The sequence below is a fragment of the Fodinibacter luteus genome, from assembly GCF_039541575.1.
GTDB classification, from domain to species: Bacteria; Actinomycetota; Actinomycetes; order Actinomycetales; family Dermatophilaceae; genus Fodinibacter; species Fodinibacter luteus.
On sequence record NZ_BAABGM010000025.1, the window covers coordinates 96,500 to 121,998 of the forward strand.

The 25,499-nt window shown below is 73.4% G+C and carries 26 protein-coding genes and 1 tRNA gene; 7 read left to right on the forward strand and 20 right to left on the reverse strand.

Annotated features, from left to right (window positions below; all coding sequences use genetic code 11):
• The first annotated feature begins 40 nt into the window (after nt 1–40).
• On the forward strand, nt 41–673 hold the full coding sequence (locus tag ABD899_RS17430; protein WP_345208346.1) for an inorganic diphosphatase: 633 nt from the start codon (nt 41–43) through the stop codon (nt 671–673).
• 134 nt (nt 674–807) lie between these two features.
• Here ABD899_RS17430 and ABD899_RS17435 read toward each other — a convergent pair whose 3' ends face one another.
• Genes ABD899_RS17435 through ABD899_RS17460 form a run of 6 tightly spaced genes read right to left on the reverse strand, consistent with a single transcriptional unit; the run spans nt 808 to nt 5,153 of the window.
• The gene (locus ABD899_RS17435; protein WP_345208347.1) at nt 808–1,305 is read right to left on the reverse strand and encodes a DUF427 domain-containing protein; all 498 of its coding nucleotides are present in this window, start codon (nt 1,303–1,305) and stop codon (nt 808–810) included.
• A gap of 23 nt (nt 1,306–1,328) precedes the next feature.
• Nucleotides 1,329–1,838, reverse strand: a complete 510-nt coding sequence (locus ABD899_RS17440; RefSeq protein WP_345208348.1) for an LURP-one-related/scramblase family protein — start codon at nt 1,836–1,838, stop codon at nt 1,329–1,331.
• A gap of 33 nt (nt 1,839–1,871) precedes the next feature.
• The gene (locus tag ABD899_RS17445) at nt 1,872–2,276 is read right to left on the reverse strand and encodes a hypothetical protein (RefSeq protein ID WP_345208350.1); all 405 of its coding nucleotides are present in this window, start codon (nt 2,274–2,276) and stop codon (nt 1,872–1,874) included.
• Nucleotides 2,277–2,301: 25 nt separating this feature from the next.
• Nucleotides 2,302–2,982, reverse strand: a complete 681-nt coding sequence (locus ABD899_RS17450; RefSeq protein ID WP_345208351.1) for a response regulator transcription factor — start codon at nt 2,980–2,982, stop codon at nt 2,302–2,304.
• 4 nt (nt 2,983–2,986) lie between these two features.
• Nucleotides 2,987–4,528 carry a sensor histidine kinase gene (locus ABD899_RS17455; RefSeq protein WP_345208353.1) on the reverse strand — a complete coding sequence of 514 codons (1,542 nt, stop codon included), beginning with the start codon at nt 4,526–4,528 and terminating at the stop codon, nt 2,987–2,989.
• Nucleotides 4,529–4,556: 28 nt separating this feature from the next.
• The gene (locus tag ABD899_RS17460; protein WP_345208355.1) at nt 4,557–5,153 is read right to left on the reverse strand and encodes a DUF7282 domain-containing protein; all 597 of its coding nucleotides are present in this window, start codon (nt 5,151–5,153) and stop codon (nt 4,557–4,559) included.
• A gap of 124 nt (nt 5,154–5,277) precedes the next feature.
• On the opposite strand from ABD899_RS17460, the gene ABD899_RS17465 reads away from it, so the two are divergent.
• Entirely contained in the window at nt 5,278–6,273 is a 996-nt protein-coding gene (locus ABD899_RS17465; protein WP_345208357.1) for a magnesium transporter, read from the forward strand.
• Between the two features lie 545 nt (nt 6,274–6,818).
• Here the strand turns inward: ABD899_RS17465 and ABD899_RS17470 are convergent.
• From ABD899_RS17470 to ABD899_RS17515, 10 genes are all read right to left on the reverse strand, one after another.
• Nucleotides 6,819–6,892: transfer RNA gene (locus ABD899_RS17470), tRNA-Thr, on the reverse strand.
• Nucleotides 6,893–7,098: 206 nt separating this feature from the next.
• Nucleotides 7,099–8,643: an alpha/beta hydrolase gene (locus tag ABD899_RS17475; protein WP_345208359.1), complete on the reverse strand. Its 1,545-nt coding sequence runs from the start codon at nt 8,641–8,643 to the stop codon at nt 7,099–7,101.
• A gap of 88 nt (nt 8,644–8,731) precedes the next feature.
• Entirely contained in the window at nt 8,732–9,871 is a 1,140-nt protein-coding gene (locus ABD899_RS17480) for a DNA polymerase III subunit delta' (RefSeq protein WP_345208361.1), read from the reverse strand.
• A complete protein-coding gene (tmk, locus tag ABD899_RS17485; RefSeq protein WP_345208363.1) occupies nt 9,868–10,494 on the reverse strand; it encodes a dTMP kinase in 627 nt (208 codons plus the stop codon). Before tmk ends, ABD899_RS17480 begins: the two co-directional genes overlap by 4 nt.
• Nucleotides 10,495–10,663: 169 nt before the next feature.
• Entirely contained in the window at nt 10,664–11,455 is a 792-nt protein-coding gene (locus tag ABD899_RS17490) for a MerR family transcriptional regulator (protein WP_345208365.1), read from the reverse strand.
• A 70-nt stretch (nt 11,456–11,525) separates the two neighbouring features.
• A complete protein-coding gene (locus ABD899_RS17495; protein ID WP_345208367.1) occupies nt 11,526–11,975 on the reverse strand; it encodes an SCP2 sterol-binding domain-containing protein in 450 nt (149 codons plus the stop codon).
• Nucleotides 11,976–12,066: 91 nt separating this feature from the next.
• Nucleotides 12,067–13,407, reverse strand: a complete 1,341-nt coding sequence (locus tag ABD899_RS17500) for a glycosyltransferase (protein WP_345208369.1) — start codon at nt 13,405–13,407, stop codon at nt 12,067–12,069.
• Nucleotides 13,408–13,434: 27 nt separating this feature from the next.
• Nucleotides 13,435–16,368, reverse strand: coding sequence for a type I DNA topoisomerase (gene topA / locus ABD899_RS17505; RefSeq protein ID WP_345208371.1), 2,934 nt, complete (start codon nt 16,366–16,368; stop codon nt 13,435–13,437).
• A 114-nt stretch (nt 16,369–16,482) separates the two neighbouring features.
• Nucleotides 16,483–17,334 (reverse strand): shikimate dehydrogenase, encoded by an 852-nt coding sequence (aroE, locus tag ABD899_RS17510; protein ID WP_345208373.1) that lies wholly within the window; start codon nt 17,332–17,334, stop codon nt 16,483–16,485.
• Nucleotides 17,331–17,813: a GNAT family N-acetyltransferase gene (locus ABD899_RS17515; protein WP_345208375.1), complete on the reverse strand. Its 483-nt coding sequence runs from the start codon at nt 17,811–17,813 to the stop codon at nt 17,331–17,333. Before ABD899_RS17515 ends, aroE begins: the two co-directional genes overlap by 4 nt.
• A gap of 95 nt (nt 17,814–17,908) precedes the next feature.
• Between ABD899_RS17515 and ABD899_RS17520 the strand changes: the two genes are divergently transcribed.
• Nucleotides 17,909–18,715, forward strand: coding sequence for a dioxygenase family protein (locus tag ABD899_RS17520; protein WP_345208377.1), 807 nt, complete (start codon nt 17,909–17,911; stop codon nt 18,713–18,715).
• A gap of 103 nt (nt 18,716–18,818) precedes the next feature.
• On the opposite strand, the gene ABD899_RS17525 is transcribed toward ABD899_RS17520, so the two are convergent.
• The gene (locus ABD899_RS17525; RefSeq protein ID WP_345208379.1) at nt 18,819–19,520 is read right to left on the reverse strand and encodes a dienelactone hydrolase family protein; all 702 of its coding nucleotides are present in this window, start codon (nt 19,518–19,520) and stop codon (nt 18,819–18,821) included.
• A 96-nt stretch (nt 19,521–19,616) separates the two neighbouring features.
• Here ABD899_RS17525 and ABD899_RS17530 point away from each other — a divergent pair, with 96 nt between their 5' ends.
• From ABD899_RS17530 to ABD899_RS17540, 3 genes are all read left to right on the forward strand, one after another.
• Nucleotides 19,617–20,258: a DUF4203 domain-containing protein gene (locus ABD899_RS17530; protein WP_345208380.1), complete on the forward strand. Its 642-nt coding sequence runs from the start codon at nt 19,617–19,619 to the stop codon at nt 20,256–20,258.
• A gap of 252 nt (nt 20,259–20,510) precedes the next feature.
• On the forward strand, nt 20,511–21,143 hold the full coding sequence (locus tag ABD899_RS17535) for a mycothiol-dependent nitroreductase Rv2466c family protein (protein WP_345208382.1): 633 nt from the start codon (nt 20,511–20,513) through the stop codon (nt 21,141–21,143).
• A 12-nt stretch (nt 21,144–21,155) separates the two neighbouring features.
• Nucleotides 21,156–21,842: a maleylpyruvate isomerase family mycothiol-dependent enzyme gene (locus tag ABD899_RS17540; RefSeq protein WP_345208384.1), complete on the forward strand. Its 687-nt coding sequence runs from the start codon at nt 21,156–21,158 to the stop codon at nt 21,840–21,842.
• 33 nt (nt 21,843–21,875) lie between these two features.
• Here ABD899_RS17540 and ABD899_RS17545 read toward each other — a convergent pair whose 3' ends face one another.
• The 3 genes from ABD899_RS17545 to ABD899_RS17555 form a co-directional block, all read right to left on the reverse strand.
• Nucleotides 21,876–22,313 carry a DUF7144 family membrane protein gene (locus ABD899_RS17545; RefSeq protein WP_345208386.1) on the reverse strand — a complete coding sequence of 146 codons (438 nt, stop codon included), beginning with the start codon at nt 22,311–22,313 and terminating at the stop codon, nt 21,876–21,878.
• 295 nt (nt 22,314–22,608) lie between these two features.
• A complete protein-coding gene (locus tag ABD899_RS17550) occupies nt 22,609–23,796 on the reverse strand; it encodes an aminotransferase-like domain-containing protein (protein WP_345208388.1) in 1,188 nt (395 codons plus the stop codon).
• A 16-nt stretch (nt 23,797–23,812) separates the two neighbouring features.
• On the reverse strand, nt 23,813–24,469 hold the full coding sequence (locus ABD899_RS17555; protein WP_345208389.1) for an RraA family protein: 657 nt from the start codon (nt 24,467–24,469) through the stop codon (nt 23,813–23,815).
• A 254-nt stretch (nt 24,470–24,723) separates the two neighbouring features.
• Between ABD899_RS17555 and ppk2 the strand changes: the two genes are divergently transcribed.
• A complete protein-coding gene (ppk2, locus tag ABD899_RS17560) occupies nt 24,724–25,491 on the forward strand; it encodes a polyphosphate kinase 2 (RefSeq protein ID WP_345208391.1) in 768 nt (255 codons plus the stop codon).
• The last annotated feature ends 8 nt before the right edge of the window (nt 25,492–25,499 follow it).

The window sequence follows — 25,499 nt, forward strand, 5'->3', positions numbered from 1 at the left end:
CGAGCCTAGGTCACCGCCGTCACAGAGGGAGAAGCCCGTCGTGGAGTTCGACGTCACCATCGAGATCCCCAAGGGGCACCGCAACAAGTACGAGGTCGACCACGAGACGGGCCGGATCCGCCTCGACCGGATGCTCTTCACCGCGATGGCGTACCCCTCCGACTACGGCTACGTCGAGGACTCCCTCGGCGAGGACGGCGACCCGCTCGACGCGCTCGTCCTCCTCGACGAGCCGACCTTCCCCGGCTGCCTCGTGCGGGCCCGGCCGATCGGCATGTTCCACATGCGCGACGAGGCCGGCGGCGACGACAAGATCCTGTGCATCCCCGCGGGCGACCCGCGCAAGAACCACATCCGCGAGATCGACGACGTCAGCGAGTTCGACCGCCTCGAGATCCAGCACTTCTTCGAGACCTACAAGGACCTCGAGCCGGGCAAGTCGGTCGAGGGCGCGCACTGGGCGGGTCGCGAGGACGCCGAGAACTGCATCCGTGAGGCGCTGGAGCGGGCCAAGGAGGCCGGCATCACGACGGCGCGCTGGCGGATGCCGGAGCACGACGACCTCGGCTGGGACGGTGGGTCGGCGCAGCGCACCGCCGACGAGCTCTCCGCGGCGTCCGAGAAGGCCCGGCGCGAGCTCGCGACGAAGGACCACCCGCTCAGCGACACCTGAGCCGTCGAGCGGTCAGGTCACCGACGGCGCATCACGGTGACCGCGCGTCACGGTGACGCCGCGTCACGGTGACGCCGGGTCACGCTGAGACCCGGCGCGGTGGGACCGCGTCACGGCGACGTCGCCTTGAGGTCTCACCAGCCCCGCGTCCCCGGCCCGCCCTTGAACGGCCCGACGACGCGTGAGGTGATCCACCCGCCGTAGAACCCGCCCTCCTGCGGGAGCACCTCCTCCCCGTCGACGAGGCACCGGTCCATGGCGCCCGGCATGACGGCGACGTGGCCGACGAGCGCCTCGAACCCCGGGCTCGGCGTCGGGTACCCCCACGCGGCCCGGGGTGCGACGGCATCCCCGCCGAGGACGTCGAAGTACGTGGCGGCGCCCTTGAACTCGCACCACGTCGACCCCTCGGCGGGGCGCAGCGCACCGGGGGTGACGTCGTCGAGCGGCAGGTAGTACGACGGCGGATGGCTCGTCTCGAGCACCCTGAGCGACCGAGTCGACGCCGCCACGAGCACGCCCCCGAGCCAGACCTCGACCCGTTCCGTGCTCGGCTCGACGCGGGGCGGCCGCGGGTAGTCCCACACCGACTCCTGGCCGGGGGCTGGAGCGACGCGCGCGGGGTGCCTCACCGGTGACCGTCCACGGCGTGGCGTCAGTCCCGCTCGACCCAGCGGTCGATCGCCCAGACGACGGCAAGGGCGAGCCCGACGTCGACGCCGTCGGCGACCTCGACGGAGTACTTGTCGCGCACGGTCATCCACTTCTGGCTGATCCGCACGACGTCGCGCCCGCCGCTCGTCACCGTGTAGTTCTTCTCGATGAGCTTGCCCTCGACGTGCCAGGGCTCGCCGGAGGCCATCTCCATGTCCATCCGGTCCTTGACGACGGAGAACTTCTTCGCCTTCAGGGTGGCCACCTCCGCGCCTGCGGCGTCGGCGATCGTCAGCTTCTTCGGGATACCGAGCAGCTGTCCCCTCACGCTGTAGAGCAGCGTGCCGGCCGCGTCGAGCACCTCGGCCTTCGGCCGCGGGCCGATCTTGCCGTCGACGAGGTAGAGCTGCTGCTCGGTCTGCGGGTCGAGCACCTGGAAGTCGCGACCGGCGCCGAGCTTGCTCTTCATGAGGAAGCGGGTGAACCCCGGCTGGACGGCGGGATCGGTCATGGGTGGGCTCCTGGTGGGTCGGGGGGCACCAGCCTAGCGACGGGGGGATCCGGGCGCTCCGCCTTCGACGGCGAGGGCGGCGCGCAGGGCGGTCTCGAACGCCGCCACGGAGCCCTCGAGGGCCCGGAGCGCAGCCGGTCCCAGGAGGACGGTGTGCCCACCGTCGGCGCGCACGCCGAGCACGACCGGCAGCCCCGTCGCGTCGTGGGCCGCGCGCTCGGACCCGGTCGTCTCGTTGCGGTGCACGAGTCGCACCACGACGGGCAGCCGCGCGGCCATGGCGTCCCAGTCGGGCTTGCGGCGCACCGGCCCGTGGGTGACGTCGCACAGCGAGCACTCGGTGCGGCCGAGGAGGTGGCCGACGACGTACGTGAGCTCGCCGACGACCCCGCCGTCGGCGTCGTACACCCCGACGACCTCGACGACGGGCTCGGCCATGCCGACACGCTAGCCCCCGGCACGGTCAGCCGCGGAAGCGGTACCCGGCTCCCCGTACCGTCTCGATGCGCTCGCGCCCGAGCTTGGACCGCAGCTGGGCGACGTAGACGTCGACGACGTTGGAGCCCGGTGCGAAGTCGAAGCCCCAGACGAGGTTGAGCAGCTGCTCGCGCGAGAGCACCTGGCCGGGGTGGCGCAGGAGCGTCTCGACGAGGTGGAACTCCCGTTCCGTGAGGTCGTGCTCCGTGCCACCGACGGTGAGGCGCCGCTCGAGCAGGTCGAGCACGACGTCGCCGGCGACGAGGCGGGTCTCGTCCGGACGGCCCGACGTGGTCGCGGCCCGCCGCGACTCGGCGAGGCGCAGCGTCACCCGGGCCTCGAGCTCGGCGAAGTGGAACGGCTTGACGACGTAGTCCGTCGCCCCGGTCGTCAAGCCGGCGACCGTGTCGCGGACCCCGCCGCGCGCGGTGAGCACGATGACGGGCACCTCGCTGCCGCTCCCGCGCAGCTCCCGGAGCACGTCGAGGCCGTCGCGGTCGGGCAGGCCGAGGTCGAGCACGACGAGGTCGACGTCGCCCCCCAGTGCGAGGTGGAGCCCGGTGTGCCCGTCGGCGGCGACGGAGGTCACGTGGCCCGCGGCCCGAAGGCCGCGGTCCAGGAAGTCGGAGATCCGGGTCTCGTCCTCGACGATCAGGATGTGCGCCACCGGGTCACCCTCTCACCGGCAGGTGCAGGCGCACGCGCGCCCCGGCATCCGGCTCGTCGATGACGACCTCACCGTCGTGCGCCCTCGCGATGGTGGAGACGATGGCGAGGCCAAGGCCGGCCCCGTCGGACCGCGACGTGCCCGCCCGCACGAACCGCTCGAGCACCCGGTCGCGCTGCTCGGGCGAGATGCCGGGGCCACTGTCGTGCACCCACAGGTCGACGCTGTCGGGACCGGCGGCGCTGCCGATCCGGATGACGTCACCCGGTCCGGTGTGCGCCACCGCGTTCTCGGCGAGCTGGAGCATCGCCTGGAGCACCCGCTGCTCGTCGGCCAGGAAGAAGCCCGCGCCGACCTCGTCGAGCTGCCAGTCACGGTCGGCGAGCGCCCGGGCCCGGGCGAGCACGCCGAGGGTGAGCTCGCTCAGCTCGACCCGGCCGGGGACGACGAAGTCGGGCCCGTCGGAGCGGGCGAGGGTGAGCAGGTCGTCGACGAGCCGGCCCATCCGGTCGAGCTCGTCGAGGACGACCGTCATGGAGGCCGCGCGCTGGGCCGGGTCCGCGCTCATCGTCTCGAGGTTGCCCCGCACGATCGTGATCGGGGTGCGCAGCTCGTGGCTCGCGTCGTCCAGGAACTGCCGCTGGTCGGCGAAGGCGTGCTCGAGCCGGTCGAGCATGCCGTTGAAGGTCCGCGCGAGATCGGCGACCTCGTCGGTGCCGCGGACCTCGAGCCGCCGCGACAGGTCGGACGCCCCGATCTCCTCGGCGGCCCGGCGCACGTCGTCGACCGGGCGCAGCACCCGCCCCGCGGCGACCCAGGCGAGCGAGCCGGCGAGGAGCAGGCCGACGAGCCCGGCCCCGAGGAGGACGAGCACCACGACGTCGACCTCGCGGCGCTCGAGGTCGCGGAAGACGCCGACGACGAGGGCCCCACGGCGCGGCGAGCCCTCGACGAGCACCGGGACGACCCGGTAGCGCACGACGCCGCTCGCGGTCTCGAGCTCGCCGGTGCGGACGTCCTGCGCGGAGGCGAACGTGGCGACGGCCTCCGGGTCGAGGTCGAGGCGCACCGGTGGCTCCGGGGCGAGCCGGCCGGCGGGCACCCCGTCGACGAGGGCGAGGATCGTCTCGTTCTCCTGCGGGACGGTGCGCTGCAGGTGCAGCGTCAGGAGCCGCTCCGGGTCGTCGTACAGCGCGCCGGTCACGGGGTCGATGCCCTTCGCCGCGAGGGCGCGGAACTCGCCGACCTCTTGGGCCAGGGCGGCGTCGATGCGGTCGTCGACGCGCTCGAGGAGGTACTGCCGCGTGATGACGAGCGTCACGAGGAGCGCGAGGACCACGAGCCCGACCTGGACGAGCAGCAGGCGGGCCCGGGCGGAGTCCCGGGGGCGCCACGGGCGCCCGGCCCGGGGTGCGCTGTCGGTGCGCGGCGCGGATGCCGGTCGCGCGGCATCCGCGGCCACCCCGCCGAGTGCCGGGTCGGATGCCGTGCCGGGTACCCCACCGGATGCCGTCGCCCTCACCGGACCATTGTCGCGGTACGTCACGCCGCCGCGCGTTCGTGTCGTCGAGCGGTCAGCGGAGCCGGTAGTCGAAGTCCTCGTCGACCGGCTCGAGGTCGTCGTCGTCGACGACGGGGCCGTCGGTGGCCGGGTCGAACCGGCCGTCGCCGTCGTCGGTGTGGAGGAGCACGACGAGCTCACCGCTGCGGGTCACCGGGTCGGCGAGCGGCACGGTGACGCCGCGGGTGGTGCCCGAGCTCACGGTGGCGCTGCCGAGCACCTGGCGGGTGCGGGGGTCGACGACGACGACGTGACCGGTGCCGACCGACAGGCGCACCTCCGAGACCCGCACCGACCTGCCGTCACCGCCCTGGTCCTCGGCGTCGACGTCCGCCCGGTCGTCTCGCACGAGCGTGGGCACCGGTGCGGCCCCGCCGGGGGCGGCGGTCGAGGCAGCGGTGGAGGGGGACGCGGTCGGCTTGGCGGTCGGCTCGGTGGTGCTGGAGCCGGGGCCGACCGGGGTGCTGGACAGCGTGATCGGCGCACCCACCGACTCGGGTCCGGGCTCGCTGCCGCAGCCGGTGAGGCCGAGGGCCGCGGGGCCGACGAGGGCGAGCGCGGCGAGGCGGAGGGCCGGGGTGGGGGTGGCGCGGTGGGTCGTGCGGGTCATGCCCCCATCGTGGCGTGCCGGGGTGAGCCGCTCGTGAGGCGTTCGTGAAGGAATCCTCACGCTGCGGGGTCGGGGTCGGTCACACGACCCACCGGCATCCGGCCGCCGGGCGGACACTGGCAGCATGACCGCCCCCCCGACCCCCGTCGCGACCGACGAGCCCCTGCTGCCCGGCTCCATCGAGGCCTACCTGGCGACCCGGGTGCCCGTGTGCGGGCCCGACGACACGGCGGGTGTGGTGCGCCGCGGGCTCCACGACCGCACGTTCGACACCGTCGCGGACATCGCGGTGTGCCGGGGCACCCGGCTGCTCGGCCTCATCCCGGCCGAGGCGCTGCTCGCCGCCGACGAGGGGACCTCGGCGGCCGAGCTCATGGACGCCGACCCGCCGGTCGTCCGGCCCGGTGAGGACCAGGAGAAGGCTGCGTGGAAGGCGGTCCAGCACGGTGAGTCGAGCCTGGCCGTCGTCGGGCCCGACGGCTCCTTCCACGGCCTCGTGCCGCCCGCCCGGCTCATGGGTGTGCTGCTCGCGGAGCACGACGAGGACGTCGTCCTCCGCCTGTCCGGGGTCACGGCCTCGGCGGCGAACGCCCGGCACGCGAGCGAGGAGTCCCTCGGCGCCCGGCTGCGGCACCGCACCCCGTGGCTGCTGCTCGGGCTCCTCGGCGCCGGCCTCGCCGCCTGGCTCGTCGGGGGCTTCGAGGAGACCCTGTCCGAGGACGTCCGGCTGGCCTTCTTCGTGCCCGGCGTCGTCTACATGGCCGACGCGATCGGCACGCAGACCGAGTCGCTCATCATCCGCGGGCTCTCGGTCGGTGTGTCCATCCGGCGGGTGCTCCGGCTCGAGGTCCTGACCGGCGTGGCCCTGGGGCTCCTGCTCGCCGTCGCCGCGGTGCCCGCGGTCGTCGCCGTCTTCGGGTCCTTCGACCTCGCCCTCGTCGTCGCACTCTCGCTCTTCGCGGCGTGCGCGGTGGCCACCGTCGTGGCGATGGCGCTGCCGGCCCTCATGTCCCGCCTGGGGCGCGACCCGGCCTACGGCAGTGGTCCGCTCGCGACCGTCGTCCAGGACCTGCTGTCGCTCCTCGTCTACTTCGTCGTCGCGACGGCCATCCTGGGGTGAGTCGGCGCCCTCTGACGGCGGAACGTGGGTGAAGATCGCCGCCTCCCCGCATGTCATGTGAAGGGACGGTCTGGACAAGGGTGTGAAGGGACGTTCTGGACAAGGGTGTGAAGGGACGTTCTGGACAGCCGCCTCCCGAAGGAGTGCACCCACGTTCGCGACGGGGGCGACGCAAGGGCCTGCTGATGAGCGCTCGCCATCGAGTGAGCAGGACACGCGCGGCATCGCCCTCGATCCCGGGCATGTTCTGCTCACTCGTGCGGCCGATCTGGCGCAGGATCTGACGCAGGATCTGGCCACGGGTGATGCAGAGGGCGCGGGCTGTCGCGCGGTGTGCATCACCGGACCCACCGTGACGGAGGCGGACCATCCGTTCCCGCAGCGGTCCCTGACCGTGGCTGGCGCCCGGGTGCCTCGGGCCGACAGAAAGCGCAGGCAGGCAGGCAGCGCCATGCCGGCACTCGTGGGCACGCGGCCATCCCGGGGGCGACGGAAAGGCCCCCTCGACCGGCGTCGCGGGGGCCTGACCTGCGGTGCTGCTGCGGAGCCGCCTAAGGGAATCGAACCCTTGACCTATTCATTACGAGTGAATCGCTCTGGCCGACTGAGCTAAGGCGGCGGGCGCCCGAGCGGGCTCGGGCACGCCGGACGAGTATACGAGCCGACCGCGTCCACCGCGAATCCCGGTGCCGCCACCGCCGCGGTCGACCCACGAGCGCCCCGCCGGCCGCGTCCACCGCGAATCCCGGTGCCGCCACCGCCGCGGTCGACCCACGAGCGCCCCGCCGACCGGCCGACACCACCGCGACCCGCGCGACGCCCCGCTCAGCAGCGCAGGCCGTCCTCGGGCACGGTCCCCTCGAGGTAGTACGCATCGACCGCGTCGTCGACGCACGAGTTGGAGCGCGTGTACGCCGTGTGGCCGTCGCCGTCGAAGGTGATGAGCGAGGCGTCGGCGAGCTGGTCGCGCAGGCGCACCGCCCACTCGTACGGCGTCGCCGGGTCGCGCGTCGTGCCGATGACGACGATCGGGTCGGCCCCCTCCGCCGCGATGGTCCGCGGCTCCCCCGTGGGCTCGACCGGCCACGAGCCGCACGGCTGCGAGCTCCACATGAGGAACGGGCCCCACGTGGGCGCGTCGGCCAGGGACTCCTCGGCGAGCCGCCGGCGCTCCGCGACGTCGTCGGTGTCGGGCTTGTCGAGGCAGTTGACCGCGTAGATGGCCTCCATGATGTTGCCGGCGTACTGGCCGCCCGGGTTGCGGTCGGCGTACTGGTTGGCCAGCTGCATGAGCGAGGTGCCGTCGCCACCGACGGCGTCGCCCATGGCGTCGACGAGGCTCTGCCACGCCCCCTGGTCGTACATGGCGGCCGCGATGCCGAGCGAGGCCCAGCCCTCGGTGAGCCGCGGCACGGCGTTGTCGCCCGTGCGCGGCAGGGGGCTGCCGTCGACGGAGAGCAGGAAGGTGCGCAGGCCCTCCATGACCTGCTCGACCGAGTCACCCAGGGGGCAGTCGCCCTCCTCGACGCAGTAGGCCGCCCACTCGCGGGTCGCCCGCTCGAAGCCCTTCGCCTGGCCGAGGTTGACCTCCTCGGGGGTGAGGTCGGGGGCGACCGCGCCGTCGAGCACCATCCGCCCGACCTGCGCCGGGAAGAGCTCGGCGTACGTCGCACCGAGGTAGGTGCCGTAGGACTTGCCGAGGTAGGTCAGCTTCTCCTCCCCGAGCGCCGAGCGCAGCACGTCCATGTCGCGGGCGGCATCCTTCGTCGAGACGTGCGCGAGCAGCGGCCCGGCCGTCGTCCCGCACGACGCGGCGAAGTCGGCCGCGGTCCGGGCGAACTCCTGCTCCTCCGCAGCGTCGTCGGGCGTGGGGTCTGCTCCGAGGAACGCGTCGAGCTCTGCGTCGGTCACGCAGTCGACGGGGGCCGAGCGGCCGACCCCGCGCGGGTCGAAGCCGACGACGTCGTAGGCGTCGCGCACCCCCGGGCCGACGATGAAGTCCGCCGCCCGCGCGTAGTCGACGCCCGAGCCGCCCGGCCCGCCCGGGTTGACGACGAGTGAGCCGAGTCGCCTCGAGCCGCGCTCGGCCGGCACCCGGATGACGGCGACCTCGATCGTGTCGCCCTGCGGGTTCTCGTAGTCGACGGGCACCTCGAGGGACGCGCACTGTGCGCCCTCGCAGTCGGTCCACTCCAGTCGCTGGGTGTAGAAGCGCTCGAGCGACTCGGCACCCGGCGGCGGCCCCTGCGGAGTGACGACCGCGGTCGGGGTGCTCGCGGACCCCCGCATCCCGTCGACGAGGGTGCACCCGGACAGGGCGAGCACGGTGACCGTGGCACCCGCGAGGACGGCGACGCGGCGGGGGTTCATGGGCGCACGATAGGCGAGCCGTCTGGAGGACACCGCATCGGCGAGGTCACGATCCGGCCATGCCGCACGGACGAGGCCCCACGACCGCTCAGCGCGGCAGCCGCAGGTCGAGCGCCATCGCCTCGAGCGCGAGGAGCGGGTTGACGTTGGCGCCGATCCGCTCCCGGGCGGTGCCGATCGCGTCCATCGCCCTCAGCAGGTCGTCGGGCTCGAGCAGCTCGCCGACCCGCTGGACGACCTGGCGGCTGTCCTCGTTGACGAGGGAGGTGCCGGCGCCGGTGCGCACGACGAGCGCGTCGCGGTAGACGGAGAGCAGGTCGACGAGGGAGCGGTCGATGACGTCGCGGGTGAACCGGGTGGCCCGCGCCTTCTGCTCCTTCTCGAGGGAGGAGAGCTGGGAGCGGATGTGCGGCGGCTGGGTGCGCGCCGTGGGGTCGGCGCCGAGCACCTCCATGAGCCGGGTGCGCTCGGCGGCGTCGCGCTCGCCGGATGCCGCGGCGGACTCCTCGGCGGCGATGGTCATGATGTCGCTCGCCGCGCCGATCGCCTCCCCGACGCCGACGATGCGCGCCGCGAGGGAGATGACGTCGTGGCGGCGGATCCGGGCGTGCTCGTCGCGGGCCAGCCGGCGAGCCATGCCGACGTGCGACTGGGCGGCTCGCGCGGCGTACCGGGCCATCGCCGGGTCGACGCCGTCGCGGCGGGTGAGCAGGTCGGCGACGGCCTCGACCGAGGGGGTGCGCAGCCGCACGTGCCGCGAGCGAGACCGGATCGTGATGATGACGTCCTCGACGGAGGGGGCGCACAGCATCCAGACGGTGCGTGGCGCGGGCTCCTCGAGGGCCTTGAGCAGGGCGTCGGCCGCCCGTTCGGTGAGCCGGTCGGCATCCTCGACGATGACGACCCGGTAGCGGCCGACCGAGGGCCGGTGGGCGGCGAGGGCGACGAGGTCTCGCGCCAGCTCGACCTTGATGGACAGCCCCTCGGTCGCGACGACGTCGACGTCGGCGTGGGTGCCCTCGAGCGCCGTGCGGCACTCGCGGCACTGCCCGCAGCCCCCGTCGGGGCACAGCAGGGCCGCGGCGAAGGCCCGCGCGGCGACGGAGCGGCCCGAGCCGGGGGGGCCGGTGAACAGCCAGGCGTGGGTCATCGCGTCGGGGTGGCGCACCGCCTGCTCGAGGGTGGCCACGGCGGCGTCCTGGCCGATGACGTCGTGCCAGACCGTCATCGCGGCACCAGGCCCATCTCCTCGAGCCGGTCGAGGGCCCGGTCGTGGAGGCGGTCGGGTGGCTCGGTGCCGTCGACGACGAGGTAGCGCTCGGGGTGGCCGGCGGCCATCGCGAGGAAGTGCTGGCGGATGGCCTCGTGGAACGCGTCGGCCTCGGACTCGAGCCGGTCGTGGGTGCCCCCGCGGCGCCGGCGGCCCTCGGCGGCCGGGACGTCGACGACGACCGTGAGGTCGGGGACGAGTGCGTCGACGGCCCACATCTGCAGGTCGTGGACCTCGGCGGCACCGAGGTCGCGACCGGCGCCCTGGTAGGCCACCGACGAGTCGGTGTAGCGGTCGGTGATGACGACCTCACCGCGCTCCAGGGCCGGGCGGACGAGCTCGTCGACGTGGTGCGCCTTGTCGGCGGCGAAGAGCAGCGCCTCGGCGCGCGGGGACACGTGGTCGCCGTGCAGCACGAGGTCGCGGATCGCGGCCCCGAGCTCGGTGCCCCCGGGCTGCCGGGTCACCGCCACGGTGCGTCCGCGCTCGCGCAGGGCCTGCGCGAGCAGCCGCACCTGCGTCGACTTGCCCGCGCCGTCGCCGCCCTCGAAGGCGATGAACAGCCCGTCGTGTCCCGTCACCCGAGCGAGCCTAGGCCAGCCCCGTGACACGCCCGCACCGTCCCGGCATCCGCCGCCGCATCGACCACCCCCCCGGACCCCGACCTCGTGCGACCTACCCACGGTTCTCGTCGCTCTCCCGCGCCAGAACCGCACCCAGGTCGCACGAGGTCGCAGGCGGCGGGCGGGGTCAGGCCTGCTCGTGCCGGTCGGCGTTGGTGTGGATGGCGTCGTGGACGTAGGCGGCGAGGCCGGGCTCGAGGTCCTCGTAGGTCCTCGTGAACCGCGGGTCGGCGACGTACATGTCGGCCAGGCCCCGGTGGAAGCCGTGGTCGAGGTCGTAGAACCACCGCTCGATGTGCGCGCGGTGCGCCTCCGCGGCATCCATCGCCCGCGTCGACGTGGCGGGCTCGCCCGACCGCAGGGCGGCCACGAGGGCGGCGTTGACGGCATCCCCCTCGGCCTTGATCTCGGTCCACTGCTCCCGGGTGTAGCTGTTGGTGCGCGAGGCCGACTGGCGCCAGGCGTCGGTGTCGCCCCACCGCTCCTCGGCCTCGGCCTGGTACTCCTCGCTGAAGCCGTCGCCGAACAGCTCCGTGAGCTCCTCGGTCGTGGCGGGTCGGTGCTCCATGTGTGCCTCCAGTGCTCGGTCGATCGCCGCGACGAGCCGCTCGAGCTCGCCCAGCCGGGACATGACCGCGTCGCGCTGGCGCCGCAGGTGCTCCGCCGGCGTCCCCTGCCCGGCGAGCAGCGTGCGCACCTCGCCGAGGGGCAGGCCGAGCCGCCGGTAGGTGACGACGGTCGCGAGCCGGGCCAGGTCGGCATCCGTGTAGAGCCGGTACCCGGCGTGGGTGCGCGCGCTCGGCACGACGAGGCCCTCGGCGTCGTAGTGGTGCAGAGTGCGCACCGTGACGCCGAAGGACTCGGCCACCTGGCCGACGGTGAGCTCCACCCCGGCAGTGTGCTGGCTCGTCGCGGTCATGTCACCACCGTGCCGCCTCACGCGGCGTCAGGGTCAAGCCGGATGCCGGGCGGACGCCGCGGATGCCGGGTCACGCCTTCGGGGTCTCGAACCAGCTCGAGAGGCCGCTCGCGAGCCCGAGGTCGCCGCGCGCCTTGATCTTGCCCATCATGAACATCATCGCGGGGTTGCCGGTGCCGGTGATGAGCTTGAGGAACTCGGCCGGGCCGAGCATGAGCGAGAGGTCGGGGGTCTGGCTCGGCCCCTTGTGGATCGTGCACGTGCCGGCGTCGACGACGACCCCGTAGGTGTCGCTCGTGTCCCCCGGGCCGCCGGTGATGCGGAAGTCGATCCGCGCGCTGCGGTCACCCGCCTTCTCGGGGCGGAACTGGTGGGGGAAGCGGGCGAAGATGGCGTCGAGCGTCTCGACCCGGTGGCCACCGCCGAGGTCGTCCCGGATCTGCTGGTCCGACATGCCCTTGATGAGGGCGACGAACTCGGTTGCGGAGAGGTTCTCGAGGACGTCGGGGTGCAGGTACATGCCGGCTCCGGGGTCGGTGCCGCGGCCACGGCGACTGCGGCGGTCCCACGAACCTAGGCGCGGGTGCCGACCGGGGCAAGCGGCGCCCGGGTCAGCGCGCCCGGGCCGGCGTCACGGCTCGGGTCACGGGGCCGCCCGTCCCGGCGAGGCGTTCGAGGAGGTCCGCGGCCTCGTGGGCGGCGTCGTGGGCCCGCAGCTCCCGACCCATGCCTGCGGCGGCGGCCGCGAACGCGGGGTCGCGCAGCACCCGGCGCACGGCCGCACGCAGCCGACGGGGGTGCGGTCGGGTGGCTCGGATGCGGACCCCCACCCCGCTCCACCGGATGCGCGCCCCGATCTCGGCCTTCTCCTCGGTCGAGCCCGCCTGCACGAGGGGGACTCCGTGGTGCAGCGCGGTGGTCACACCGGTGTACCCGCCGTTCGTCAGGCACACGTCGGCGTGCGGGAGCAGCAGGTCGTAGGGCACGAACTCGCAGACCCGCGCGTTGGCGGGCACCGGGCCGCCGAGGGCGGCCTCGAGCCGAGTCGGCGACACCCCCCCGGTCGTCACGACGACGAGGACGTCCTCGTCGGCGAGCGCCCGCAGGGCCGGGACGACGAGCTCGGTCATGTCGTGCCTGATGCTGCCCTGGGTCACGTGCACGACGGGGCGGGACGACGTGCGCACCTCGTCCCACCACGCGGGCGGCACCCAGCGCGGGGGGTCAGGGCGCAGGGCACCGATCCAGTGCACGGTCGGCGACAGGTCGGGCACCGGGTACTCGAACGACGGGCCGCACGCCTGCAGGTGCAGCAGCGGCGACACCGATGCCTCGAGCACGTCCCTGCCGTCGCGTGCCAGACCCAGCTCGCGGCGCAGGCGGTCGTGGCGTTCCTGCGCCTCGGCGAAGACCCACCGTCGGGACGCCGTGCGGACCGCGTGGTTGCGCAGCCGCGACGCGGGCGCGAGGAGCGGCCCTCGCAGTGGTCGCAGGCCCGGCCCGAAGGCTGGGGTCGGCCCGTGGGCCCGCACGAGGGGGCCGTCGCCGAACGTGGCCGAGGGGACGCCGAGCGCCTCCCCGAGCAGCCCGACCCCGTAGCTCAGCGCGTCGGACACGAGGGCGTCGACCGGGGTCTCGTCGAGCACGGCACGCAGGTCGGCGACCCGGCGGGGGGCCTCACCGACGAAGACGTCGGCGTACGCACGCCCGATGGCCCGTGGTCCCCGGAGCCCTGCGAGCTGGGGGAACTCGTCGAGCAGGCGCGCCCCGTCGAAGTCGCGCGTCGTGCGGAAGGGCAGCGGGGTCGCGCCGACGCGCGCGACGTCGTCGTGGAAGCGGCGGCTCGCGAACCACAGCACCTCGTGACCGCGCTCGACGAGCCGGGCGGCCACGGGCAGCGGGAAGCGGGTGTGGGCCGGGACCGGCACCGTGGCGAAGAGGAAGCGGGACATCGTGGGTCTCCCCCGGACCTGCCGGCCTCAGGCCTGCGTCGCGGGCCGCGCGCCGGCCGCCTTCGTCGCAGCGGGCCCCGTCGCAGCGTCCTTCGTGGCAGTCGCCTTCGCGGCACTCGACTTCGTTGCGGCCGCCTTCGTCGCCGTCGCCTTCGTGGCAGCCGCCTTCGTCGCGCTCGCGTTCGTCGCGGTCTTGCTCGCGGCCGTCTTCCGGGTCGCCGTCTTGCGCGTCGCCGTCTTCTTCGTCGGTGCCTTCTTCGTCGTCCGCTTCTTCACCGGCCCGCGCGCCCGCTTGTCGGCGAGCAGCTCGTAGCCGCGCTCAGGAGTGATCTTCTCCGGGTCGTCGTCCTTGCGCAGGGTCGCGTTCGTCTCCCCGTCGGTGACGTACGGCCCGAACCGGCCGTCCTTGACGACGACCGCACGCCCCGACACGGGGTCGGTGCCGAGCTCAGCGATCGGTGGCTTGGCGGCCGCGCGCCCCCGCTGCTTGGGCTGGGCGTAGATCGCGAGGGCCTGCTCGAGGGTGATGTCGAACAGCTGCTGCTCGGTCTCGATCGAGCGCGAGTCGGTGCCCTTCTTGAGGTAGGGCCCGTACCGGCCGTTCTGAGCCGTGATCTCCTCCCCCGAGTCGGGGTCGACGCCGACGACGCGCGGCAGGGACAGCAGCCTCAGCGCCGTGTCGAGGTCGATCGTCGCGAGGTCCATGTCCTTGAACAGGGATGCCGTGCGCGGCTTGGCCCTGGCCGCCTTGCCCCGCCCCTTGGCCGGCGCCTCGTCGGCCTCCGGCAGCACCTCGGTGACGTACGGGCCGTACCGGCCGGCCCGGGCCACGACCTCGTGGCCGGTCGACGGGTCCGTGCCGAGCACGCGACCGTCGTCGGCCGCGGTCTCGAGCAGCTCGCGCGCCAGGGCCGGGGTCAGCTCGTCGGGGGCGATGTCGTCGCCGATCGTGGCCCGCCGAGGCGCGGCCGGGGCGGCGCCCTCACCCAGCGCCGCGGCATCCGTCACCTCCCCGGTGCTGGGGTCGACGCCGGCCGGCACCGTCTCCTCGACATAGGGGCCGTAGCGCCCGACCCGCACGACGATGCCCTCCCCGATGTCGATCGTCGAGATGGCGCGGGCGTCGATGTCGCCGAGGTCGTCGACGAGGTCGCGCAGGCCCTCGGCCGAGGTCGCCTCGTCGCCGAAGTAGAACCGCCGGAGCCACGCCGCGCGCTGCTCGTCGCCGCGGGCGATGGCGTCGAGGTCCTCCTCCATCGAGGCGGTGAACCCGTAGTCGACGAGCCGCGAGAAGTGCTCCTCCATGAGCCGGGTCACGGCGAACGCGAGCCAGCTCGGGATGAGGGCCGACCCTCGGTTCGACACGTAGCCGCGGTCCTGGATCGTCCCGATCGTCGAGGCGTACGTCGAGGGGCGGCCGATGCCGCGCTCCTCCATCGCCTTGACGAGGGTCGCCTCGGTGTAGCGCGGCGGCGGGGAGGTCTCGTGGCCGAGCGCCTCGGCGCGCACGGTGCGCAGCGCGGTGCCCACCCCGAGGCGGGGCAGTCGGCGCTCCTCCTGGGCCTCGTCCTTGCGACGGGTCGCCTGGCGCTCGTCGCGACCCTCCTCGTAGGCCGCGAGGAAGCCGCGGAAGGTGATGACCGTGCCGGACGCCGACAGCTCGACGGCTCGCGCCGGCGCGCCCTCGCCGAGCGTCGCCCCGAGCCGCACGGATGCCGTGGAGCCCCGGGCGTCGGCCATCTGCGAGGCGACGGTGCGCTTCCAGATGAGCTCGTAGAGCGCGTACTCCTCCCCCCGCAGCTCGCCGCTGACCTGGGCCGGCGTGCGGAACCGGTCGCCGGCCGGGCGGATCGCCTCGTGCGCCTCCTGGGCGTTCTTGACCTTCTTCTCGTAGCGGCGGGGGGCGTCGGGGACGTACTCCCCGCCGTAGAGGTCGCGGGCCTGCTGGCGGGCGGCGGCCAGCGCGGCATCCGACAACGTCGTGCTGTCGGTGCGCATGTAGGTGATGTAGCCGTTCTCGTAGAGCCGCTGGGCGACCCGCATCGCGTTGCGGCTGTTGAGGCGCAGCTTGCGCGAGGCCTCCTGCTGCAACGTGCTCGTCGTGAACGGCGCGCTCGGGCGGCGCGTGTAGGGCTTCTCGGACACGTCGGTGACGGTCACCTCGGATGCCGGGAGCGCGGCGGCGATGCCGGTCGCGGCGGCCTCGTCGAGCTGGACCGCCTTGGCCGTGGTGAGGGTGCCGTCGTCGGCGAAGTCGCGGCCGGTGGCGACCTTGCGGCCGTCGACGCCGGTGAGCCGGGCCGTGAAGACGTTGGACTCGCCGTCGGGGGTGAAGTCGCCCTCGACGTCCCAGTAGCTCGCCGCCCGGAAGGCCATCCGCTCGCGCTCGCGCTCGACGACGAGCCGGGTCGCGACGGACTGCACCCGCCCGGCGGACAGGCCGGCCTTGACCTTGCGCCACAGCACCGGGCTCACCTCGTAGCCGTAGAGGCGGTCGAGGATGCGGCGGGTCTCCTGGGCGTCCACGAGGTGGGTGTCGACCTCGCGGGTCGTGTTCGCCGCGCGCTGGATGGCCTCCTTGGTGATCTCGTGGAACACCATCCGCTTGACCGGGACCTTGGGCTGGAGGGTCTCGAGCAGGTGCCAGGCGATCGCCTCGCCCTCGCGGTCCTCATCCGTGGCGAGGTAGAGCTCGTCGGCGCCCTTGAGGAGCGCCCTGAGCTCGCGGACCTTCTTCTTCTTGTCGGCGTCGACGACGTAGTAGGGGTCGAAGTCGTCGTCGATGTTGACCCCGAACTTGCCGAACGGGCCCTTCTTCATCTCCGGGGGCAGCTCGCTCGGGGTCGGGATGTCGCGGATGTGGCCGACGGACGCCTCGACGTCCCAGTCGGCGCCGAGGTAGCCGGCGATCGTGCGCGCCTTGGCCGGTGACTCGACGATGACGAGCTTGCGTCCTGACATGGGTGCACCTGATCCGTTCCGTCGACCCACGTGCAGCGGATTCGTCGCTGCTCCGACGTGGAGACGCCCCGACGGTAGCGCCCGCACGACGCTTTCGTGCAAACCGGTCGTGGTTCAGACCCCGAGCGCCCGCTCCACCGCGGCCCGCATGACGTCCCGGTCGGGCTCGACCCCGGTCCAGTGCCGCACGGCGAGCGCGCCCTGGCCGACGAGCATGCCGAGGCCGTCGAGGGTCACGGCCCCCCGGGCCGCGGCGGCCCGGAGCAGGGCGGTTCGGGGTGGGGACACGACGACGTCCGCGACGACGAGCCCGTCGCCGAGGCTGTCGAGGTCGACGTCGACGAGGGCGTCGCCGTCGCCGAACCCGACCGACGTCGCGTTGACGAGCACGTCGGTGGTGTCCGGCACGGCGTACGTACGGTCCCAGGCGACGAACGTTGCCGGCACCGCCGTGCCGGCGGTCACGACCCGGGCGAGCTCCTCGCCCCGACGAGCGTTGCGGTTGACCACCGTCACCGAGGCGGCTCCGGCGAGCGCCGTCTCGACCGCGACCGCACGGGCGGCGCCCCCGGCGCCGAGGACGACGACCTCGAGGCCGGTCGGGTCGACGACGGTGCGCAGCGACTCGACGAACCCCTGCCCGTCGGTGTTGTGTCCCACGAGGTCCCCGTCCGTCGCCACGACGGTGTTGACGGCGCCGATGACCTCGGCCGACTCCGCGAGCAGGTCGAGGTGGTCGATGACCGCGACCTTGTGCGGCAGCGAGCAGTTGAAGCCCGCCCAGCCCATGGCGCGAGCCCCGGCGACGGCGTCGCCGAGCGACCCGGGCGCCACGTCGCAGTTGAGGTACCTGGCGTCCAGGCCGTGGTGCCGGTACGCGGCCTCGACCATGGCGACGGTGGGGTTGCCGACCGCGGGGGTGGAGAACGACCCGGTGTGGACGCCGAGGAAGGTCGCCGTGCTCACCGCGTCGGCCCGGTGGCGAGGTCGAGGGCGAGGATGACCTCGCCGTCGGGGTCGAGCTCGCCGGTCGGCACGAACCCGAGCCCCTCGTAGAACGGCTGCGGTGAGCCCTCGCCCGGGACGCAGCTCGTGAGCAGGGTGTCGGCCCCGTCGGCACGCACCGCCTCGGCGACGAGGGCGACCGCGGCGGCGCCGATGCCCCGCCCCTGGTACCGGGCGTCGACGAGGAGGCGCCACAGGTAGTAAGGACCCCACATCTCGCCGGGGACCGGCACGACGTCCCACGCCACCATGACGAAACCGGCGGGGATGCCGTCGGCCAGCACGGCGCGCATCCAGGCGTTCCCCTCGGGCTCGTCGACGGCGTCGACGAAGGACTGCTCGACCGAGGCGACGAAACCCTCCTGGCCGGGGGCGACCCGCAGCGCGCGGACGGCATCCTCGATGTCGGGACCGATCTCGCGCAGCGTGACGGATGGCATGGCCACAGGAGACCATGGACGCGGCGTCGCGTCGAGGGAACACCCGGGCGAGGCACATGGTTGAATCTTCAATGAACTTGACCGAGGAGCCTCGCATGAGCCCGACCGCCCGCGCCACCGATCGCCAGCCCGTCCTCTACCTCAGCCACGGGGCGCCCCCGCTCGCCGACGACGAGCGCTGGACGGCGGAGCTCGCGGCGTGGTCGAGCGACCTCCCGCGCCCGACGTCGGTGCTCATGGTGTCGGCGCACTGGGAGCTCGCGCCCGTCGCGGTGTCGGCGACGTCGGGCGAGGTACCGCTGCTCTACGACTTCTGGGGCTTCCCCCAGCGGTACTACGAGGTGACCTACGACGCCCCCGGCGCGCCCGGCCTGGCACGGTCGGTGGCCGGCCTGCTCTCAGGGGCCGGCGAGGCCCTCCACCAGGACCCGGCGCGCGGGCTCGACCACGGGGCGTACGTCCCGCTCAAGGAGATGTTCCCCGAGGCCGACGTTCCGGTGCTCCAGCTGTCGATGCCGACGCTCGACCCGCAGCGGCTGTTCGACCTCGGCCGGCGCCTGGCCCCCCTGCGCGACGAGGGCGTGCTCATCGTCGGCTCGGGGTTCACGACGCACAACCTGCGCTGGTTCGACCCTGGCGCCCCGTCGGACGCGCCGCCGCCCGCCCCGTCGGCCGAGTTCGACCACTGGGCGGCCGAGGCCGTCGGGGCCGGTGACGTCGACGCCGTGCTCGACTTCCTCGCCAAGGCCCCCGCGGCCCGCGAGGCCCACCCACGTACCGAGCACTGGGCGCCGCTCTACGTCGCGCTCGGCGCGGCGTCGGCCTCGGGTGGGGTCGCCGCCCGCAGCGTCATCGAGGGCTTCTGGTTCGGGCTGAGCAAGCGCTCCTGGCAGTTCGCCTGACGGTTCGCCTGACCTCGACTCATGGCACATCACCCACGCCCCGAGGGTCCCCGGGCGTGGGTGATGTGCAGTCAGTCGGGCGATCCGGGGCGGGCGGGCGCAGTCACGGCCCGAGGTGGTCGTGGAGGAAGGCCTCGATGCGCCCCCACGCGTGCTCGGCCGAGGCCGGCTGCGGACCCGCCCGCAGCAGCAGGCGCGACACCGGCGCGGCGTACCACGGGGCGTTGTCCGCGTCGTTGAGGAAGGAGTGCCCGGCCCCCGGGTACTCCTCGACGTCGTGCGGCACCCGCCGCGCCTCGAGGGCGCCCTCGAGCCGCCGCGCCGCCCCGCGGAGTAGGAGGTCACGCCCCCCGTAGCTCGCCACGACCGGACACGCACCCTCGAGCACGTCCAGGTCGCGGGGCAGGATGCCGTAGTTCACCGACGCGGCGTCCCACCCCGGGCGGCCCGCGAGCAGCAGCGCGAACGACCCGCCCATGCAGAACCCGATGACTCCGACCGCGCCCGAGCACGGCGCGTCGTCGAGCAGGGCGGTGCGGGTGGCCTCGAGGTCCTCGAACGCCCGGCCCCGCCCGCGGCCGATCGCCGCGAACGTCCGCGCGAGGCAGACCGGCCTGCGCCCGCGGGCCAGCAGGTCGGGGGCGAGCACGACGAACCCCATCGCCGCGACCCGGTCGGCCGAGCGGCGCATGACGTCGTCGAGGCCGAACGCCTCGTGGACGAGCACCACCCCCGGCCACGGCCCGACACCGGAGGGCACCGCTCGGTATGCCGGGAGGTCGCCGACCGTCGTCATCTCACCCATGGCGCGACGGTACGCGCCGGGTCGCCCGGTGGACCGGTGGCCCGGAAGCCGTGTGTCGTCGCACCGGACGGGCGTCGCGGGTCCTACATTGCAGGCATGGCAGACATCGTGCTGGGCCTGTTCGCGATCCTCGCCGGAGGCGTCATGGTCTTCAGCGGGCAGTTCGTGCTGCGGTTCATCCTTCCGATCTGGGGCTTCTTCGCGGGGTTCGCCTTCGGGGCAGGGCTGTTCGCCGAGCTTGCCGACGAGCGCTTCCTCGGCACGCTGCTCGGCTGGGTGTCGGGGTTCGTCCTCGCCATCGTCTTCGCGCTGCTCGCGTACCTCTACTTCGCGGTGGCGGTCGTGCTCGCGATGGCCGCCTTCGGGTTCGCGATCGGCTCGGGCCTCGTCGTCGCCCTCGGGATCGACTGGAGCTGGGTGGCCGTCCTCGTCGGCCTGGTGTTCGGTGCCATCCTCGGGCTCGTGGCGGTCCTCGGCAACATGCCGATGGTCGTGCTCTCTGTGGTCAGCGCCATCGCCGGAGCGGTCAGCGTCGTCGCGGGGATCATGCTCGTCGTGGGCTCGCTCGAGTCCGCCGACTTCACGCAGGGCACGGTCACCGAGACGATCCAGGACGGCTGGGGCTGGTACGCCCTGCTCGTCGTGCTCGCCCTCGTCGGCATCGTGGTCCAGACCCGCCAGCGCCTGGTCATGGAGCGCAGCATCCAGGAGTCCTGGTACGCCCAGAGCGCTCGCTGACCCGGCACGCCACCGCCGGCGCACCCGGCATCCCGCCCGCCTCACCGGTCCCGCCCGCGCCATCGCCCCGCCGGCGCACCCGGCATCCGGTGCCTCGGCCCGGAAGACGCGATCCGCGGCGGCCCGGGAGGCGATGAACATCAACAGGCTGGTCGGCAGCTCCCGTTCCACCTGACCCCCTTCACATGGTCCTACAGTCGAACTACAATGGTTCGATCGTAGGACCATTGTAGTGGGAAGGAGGGGAGGCCGATGGACGCCACGCCCGATCCGACGGTCGTCGACTTCTGGTTCGACCCGGTGTGCCCGTACTCGTGGACGGCATCCCGCTGGCTCCTCGAGGTCGGGCAACGCCGCCGGCTCCGGGTGCGCCACCACGTCATGAGCCTGTACCTGCTCAACGCGCACCGCACCGACGTCGCGGCCGACTACCGACGCGTCCTCGACGACTCCCGAGGGCCCTCCAGGGTCGCCACCGCAGCAGTGACGAGGTTCGGCGACGACGTCCTCGGGGCGTTCTACACCGCCTTCGGCGAGGTCGTGTTCGACCACTGGAGGCACCCAAGCAGCGCCGAGTACCACGTGGCGGTCCGTGTGGCCCTGCCCCGGGCCGGCCTGCCGCCCGACCTCGAGGACGCCATGGAGTCCGACGAGCACGACGAGGCCCTCCGGCGCAGCCACGAGACCGGCATCGCCCCCATCGCCGGTGACGTCGGCACGCCGATCACCCACCTCGACGGCGTGGCCGTCTACGGCCCGGTGCTCAACGCCATCCCGCGTGGCGACGACGCCGTCCGGGTCTTCGACGGCACCCGGCTCCTCGCCGGCTACCCACAGTTCTTCGAGCTCAAGCGCACCCGGGTGCGCCCACCGGTGTTCACCTGACGGGAGGACGCGATGACCACGATGACCCCGGACGAGGCGGATGCCGTGTGGTCCGCCATCGACGACCAGCGGGAGCGCACCGCCGCCCTCCTCGAGCAGCTCACCGCAGCGCAGTGGGACCACCCGTCGCTGTGTGAGGGCTGGACGGTCCGGCACGTCGCCGCCCACCTCACGACGCAGCGGGAACGCATCCGGGACGCCGTGGCCTTCGTCGTGCGCCACCCCCGGATCCTGCGCGGCGGGTCCCTGAACGCGACGATCCACGACTCCGCCGTCGTGCAGGCCGGCGTGCTGTCCGAGCGGGAGATCGTCGCCACCATCAGGGGCATGATCGGCTCACGCCGGCACAACGCCTTCGTCACGCCGCTCGAGACGCTCACCGACATCCTCGTCCACAGCCAGGACATCGCCCACCCCCTGCGCCTCGGACTCGACCTGCGGCCGGCGGCGGGTGCCATGGCGGCGACCCGCCGGTGGGACACCCGCGGGACGTGGCTCGCCACCGTCAACCGGAGGCTGGCCCTCGAGGGCTACCACCTCACCGCCACCGACACCGCATGGAGCCGCGGGCAGGGGCCGGAGGTCGCCGGACCGGTCGGTGCGCTGCTCCTGATGCTCACCGGCCGGCCGGCCGGTCTCGAGCAGCTCACCGGCGCGGGGGCCGACGAGCTGCGCTCGGTGACCGCCCGGCCGGTCTAGCACCCCGGCATCCGCCCCGCCTCGGGGCCGGGATCACTCAGCCTTGGGGTCGTAGTCCGCGAAGGCGGCCCACATGACGAACACGTCCAGGACGATGATGAGGACCGCCGCGATCGGGTAGAACGGGATCCACAGGAAGCTCGCCATCATGCTCACCGTGACCACGGCGACCGTCACCCCACGCGCCCACATCACCCGCCGCCGCAGGGACCACCCGGCCGCCACGGCCGCGACACCGAGCAGCAGGTGGGCCCAGCCCCACGTGGTGATCATGTCCTCGCCGAGGAAGTAGCCCCTCGGCGGCGCGACGAACTCCTCGCTCAGCAGCGCCGTGAGCCCGTGCACGACGTGGAAGGCACCGACGACCACGAGCAGCACGGCGGCGAAGGACGTCGACTGCGCCCGGCGCACGCTCCGGTCGGGGTGCAGGGGGCGGCCCCGCGAGTCGAGCCTGCGGTCGTGAAGGGTCATGCTGACCGTCCTTCCGGCGAGGGTCGCGGGCACGGGCGCACACGATGCCTCGCTCCAGGCCCGTTCTACCGATCCCCCCGCCCGCGGCGCGTCACCCGGCGAGGGTGAGGGCGGGCTCGCCACCGGTCCCGGCCGCGACGCCGCCGTGGGGTGCACCCGGCAACAGGCAGTGGCGAGCTGGGAGCCCTGGCCCCCCGCTCAGCGACGGCGCACGGGCGCCCTCCTGCCTGTCGGTGGACTCGCCACCGTCCGCTGCGGACGGCACCATCGGATGCCGGGAGCGCGCCCACCGCTCTCAGGCCAGGGCCTCCGCCAGCAGGGCGCCCATCGACCGGACGCCGGCGACGAGGCGCTCGTCGGGCACGCCCGAGAAGCTCATCCGGGCGTGGTGGGACTCCGGTCGGTCGGCGAAGAAGGGTGCCCCCGGCACGACGATGACCCCGGAGCGCGGGATGAGGACGTCACGCTGGAACGCCGCGACATCGAGCCGCGGCGGGAAGGTGGCCCACGTGAAGAGCCCGCCCCGGGCGCGGGTCCAGGTGATCCCCGGAGGGAAGTGCTCCTCCATCGTCGCGAGCATGAGGTCCCGCTTGTGCCGGTAGGTCGGGAGCATGTCTTCGATGTGCGCCTCGATGTCGAAGCCCTCGAGGTAGGCCGCGACCGCCCGCATGTTGAGCGTGCCGTTCTGGGTGTCCGCGGCGAGCTTGAGGAGGGCGAGCTTCTCCCGGACCTCGGGGGTGGCCAGCGCCCAGCCGAGCCGGAGCCCGGGGGCGAGGATCTTGGAGAAGCTGCCCAGGTGCACCACCCGGCCGTGGGGGTCCAGGCTCTTGATCGTCGGGAGCCGCTCGCCCTCGTAGCGCAGCTCGCGGTAGGGCGTGTCCTCGAGGACGACGACGTCGTGCTCCTCGGCGAGCTCGACGAGCCGCTGCCGCCTCGCCAGGCTCATCGTGCGGCCCGTCGGGTTCTGGTGGTCCGGCACCGTGTAGACGAGCTTGACCCGGTCGGTGCCGCGCAGCACCTCCTCGAGGGCGTCGGTGTCCATGCCCTCGTCGTCCATGCGCACCGAGCGGTAGTCCGGCTCGCAGGGGTTGAAGGCGATGAGGGCACCGAGGAAGGTCGGGCGCTCGGTGACGATGACGTCGCCCGGGTCGACGAACAGCTTCGCCGTGAGGTCCAGTCCCTGCTGCCCGCCCTGGGTGATGAGGACGTCGTCGCCGGTGCACGGCATCCCGTCCGCGGTGAGCCGGGCCGCGACGAGCGACCGCAGCTCGGGCAGTCCCTCGGATGCCGTGTACTGCAGTGCGGACGCGTTCTCCTTCGCGAGCAGGTCGTCGTAGATCTTGTGCAGCTCGTCGATGGGGAACAGGGTCGGGTCCGGATAGCCACCAGCGAAGGAGGTGATCCGTGGATCGCCTGCGAGAGCGAGGAACTCGCGGATCGCCGAGGGCTGCACGCGCTCGGCTCGCCGGGCGAACGTCGTCATGTCGAACCTCCTGTGGTCAGCCGAAGGACAGGCCGCTGGGGCGTCCCTCACGCAGGGCGGCGAGGTGCTCGTCGTAGTTCATGACGTCGAAGAGCGACGCACCGTCGAGCATGCGCGCCTGGAGCCCCTTCTCCCGGTCCTCGATCGCCTCGGCTCCCCCGACGGCGGCCGCGAGCTCGTCCTCGGCACCGACGACGAGCCCGTCGTCGTCCCCGACGAGCAGGTCGCCCGGGGCGACCCGGACGCCGCCGAGCGACAGGGTGACGCCGGTCTCCGGGATCGCCCTCGCCGGGTACGCGTGGGGAGCCACCCCCGTCGACCAGACCGGCATCGCCAACGCTGCGAGGGTGGCCGTGTCGCGGGAGCGGCCGTGGATGACGAGCCCGGCGAGGCCACGTCGCTGGGCCTCGGTGCCGAACAGCTCTCCAGCGACCGCACGGTCGTCCCCGCCCGGATCCACGACGAGGACGTCCCCGGGCCCGGACTCGCGCAGGGCGTGGATGACGGACATGAGGTCCCGGTTCGCCCGGGCCGTGACGACGCGCCCGACGAGGTGGCGGCCGGACACGATCGGCCGCAGGGTGGGCGGCAGGATGCGCAGGGTGGGCGACGCGTCGACGAGGCTGGTCGTCGAGAGGCGTCCCAGGCGGTCGAGCAGCGTCGAGGTCGTCACGACCGCATCCTCGCACCCGTCCGTCGAGCACGGCGACGGCTGCACAGGGCGCCGACGTGGATGCCGGCCCCGGCGTCGCGCCGGCGGGTCGGGCCGTCCCTGGTCGCGAACCGGGTCCGGGTGCAGAATCGGCGCCATGACCACGGCCCGGCCGGCGCGACCCCTCGCACCGGCCAGCGCCACGGTGCAGTGAGCGACGGTGGCCCGTCAAGGGTCGTGACAGGAGGACCGCGGTGAGCGATGCAGGCGCGAGGATGAAGCGGAAAGAGTACGAGCACGAGCTGCGCAGGCTGCACGGCGAGCTCGTGGCGATGCAGGAGTGGGTCAAGGACACGGGGGCCAAGATCTGTGTCGTCTTCGAGGGCCGCGACACGGCGGGCAAGGGCGGCACGATCAAGGCGATCACCGAGCGGGTCAGCCCACGCGTGTTCCGGGTCGTCGCCCTCCCCGCTCCCACCGAGCGGGAGAGGTCGCAGATGTACATCCAGCGGTACTTCCCGCACCTGCCGGCTGCCGGCGAGGTGGCCATCTTCGACCGCAGCTGGTACAACCGCGCGGGCGTCGAGCGCGTCATGGGCTTCTGCACCGAGGAGGAGTCCGAGCGCTTCCTCGAATGGGTGCCCGCCGTCGAGCGCGCGATGGTCGACTCCGGGATCGTGCTCGTCAAGTACTGGCTCGAGGTGAGCCAGGAGGAGCAGACACGGCGGCTGCAGAGCCGGATCGACGACCCGCGCAAGGTGTGGAAGCTCTCGGGGATGGACCTGAAGTCCTACAGCCGCTGGTACGACTACTCGCGTGCGCGCGACGCCATGTTCCGGGCGTCCGACTCGTCCTGGGCGCCGTGGTTCGTGGCCGACTCGAACGACAAGCGCCGAGCCAGGCTCAACATCATCACCCACCTCCTCGACCACGTCCCCTACCGGCCGCTCCCCCTTCAGGACGTCGAGCTGCCCAGGAGGCAGAAGCCCCACGGCTACGTCGAGCCCGACCTCGCGCTCCGTCACGTACCGACGCCCTTCTGACGACCCGC

Coding starts and splice junctions, on each gene's coding strand:
- ABD899_RS17535 (WP_345208382.1), top strand. CDS start 20,511: ATGGACGCCACGCCCGATCCGACGGTCGTCGACTTCTGGTTCGACCCG.
- ABD899_RS17460 (WP_345208355.1), bottom strand. CDS start 5,153: ATGACCCGCACGACCCACCGCGCCACCCCCACCCCGGCCCTCCGCCTC.
- topA (WP_345208371.1), bottom strand. CDS start 16,368: ATGTCAGGACGCAAGCTCGTCATCGTCGAGTCACCGGCCAAGGCGCGC.
- ABD899_RS17530 (WP_345208380.1), top strand. CDS start 19,617: ATGGCAGACATCGTGCTGGGCCTGTTCGCGATCCTCGCCGGAGGCGTC.
- ABD899_RS17440 (WP_345208348.1), bottom strand. CDS start 1,838: ATGACCGATCCCGCCGTCCAGCCGGGGTTCACCCGCTTCCTCATGAAG.
- ABD899_RS17515 (WP_345208375.1), bottom strand. CDS start 17,813: ATGCCATCCGTCACGCTGCGCGAGATCGGTCCCGACATCGAGGATGCC.
- ABD899_RS17480 (WP_345208361.1), bottom strand. CDS start 9,871: ATGACGGTCTGGCACGACGTCATCGGCCAGGACGCCGCCGTGGCCACC.
- ABD899_RS17550 (WP_345208388.1), bottom strand. CDS start 23,796: ATGACGACGTTCGCCCGGCGAGCCGAGCGCGTGCAGCCCTCGGCGATC.
- ABD899_RS17490 (WP_345208365.1), bottom strand. CDS start 11,455: ATGACCGCGACGAGCCAGCACACTGCCGGGGTGGAGCTCACCGTCGGC.
- ABD899_RS17525 (WP_345208379.1), bottom strand. CDS start 19,520: ATGGGTGAGATGACGACGGTCGGCGACCTCCCGGCATACCGAGCGGTG.
- ABD899_RS17540 (WP_345208384.1), top strand. CDS start 21,156: ATGACCACGATGACCCCGGACGAGGCGGATGCCGTGTGGTCCGCCATC.
- ABD899_RS17465 (WP_345208357.1), top strand. CDS start 5,278: ATGACCGCCCCCCCGACCCCCGTCGCGACCGACGAGCCCCTGCTGCCC.
- ABD899_RS17475 (WP_345208359.1), bottom strand. CDS start 8,643: ATGAACCCCCGCCGCGTCGCCGTCCTCGCGGGTGCCACGGTCACCGTG.
- ABD899_RS17545 (WP_345208386.1), bottom strand. CDS start 22,313: ATGACCCTTCACGACCGCAGGCTCGACTCGCGGGGCCGCCCCCTGCAC.
- ABD899_RS17520 (WP_345208377.1), top strand. CDS start 17,909: ATGAGCCCGACCGCCCGCGCCACCGATCGCCAGCCCGTCCTCTACCTC.
- ABD899_RS17445 (WP_345208350.1), bottom strand. CDS start 2,276: ATGGCCGAGCCCGTCGTCGAGGTCGTCGGGGTGTACGACGCCGACGGC.
- ppk2 (WP_345208391.1), top strand. CDS start 24,724: ATGAAGCGGAAAGAGTACGAGCACGAGCTGCGCAGGCTGCACGGCGAG.
- ABD899_RS17495 (WP_345208367.1), bottom strand. CDS start 11,975: ATGTACCTGCACCCCGACGTCCTCGAGAACCTCTCCGCAACCGAGTTC.
- ABD899_RS17500 (WP_345208369.1), bottom strand. CDS start 13,407: ATGTCCCGCTTCCTCTTCGCCACGGTGCCGGTCCCGGCCCACACCCGC.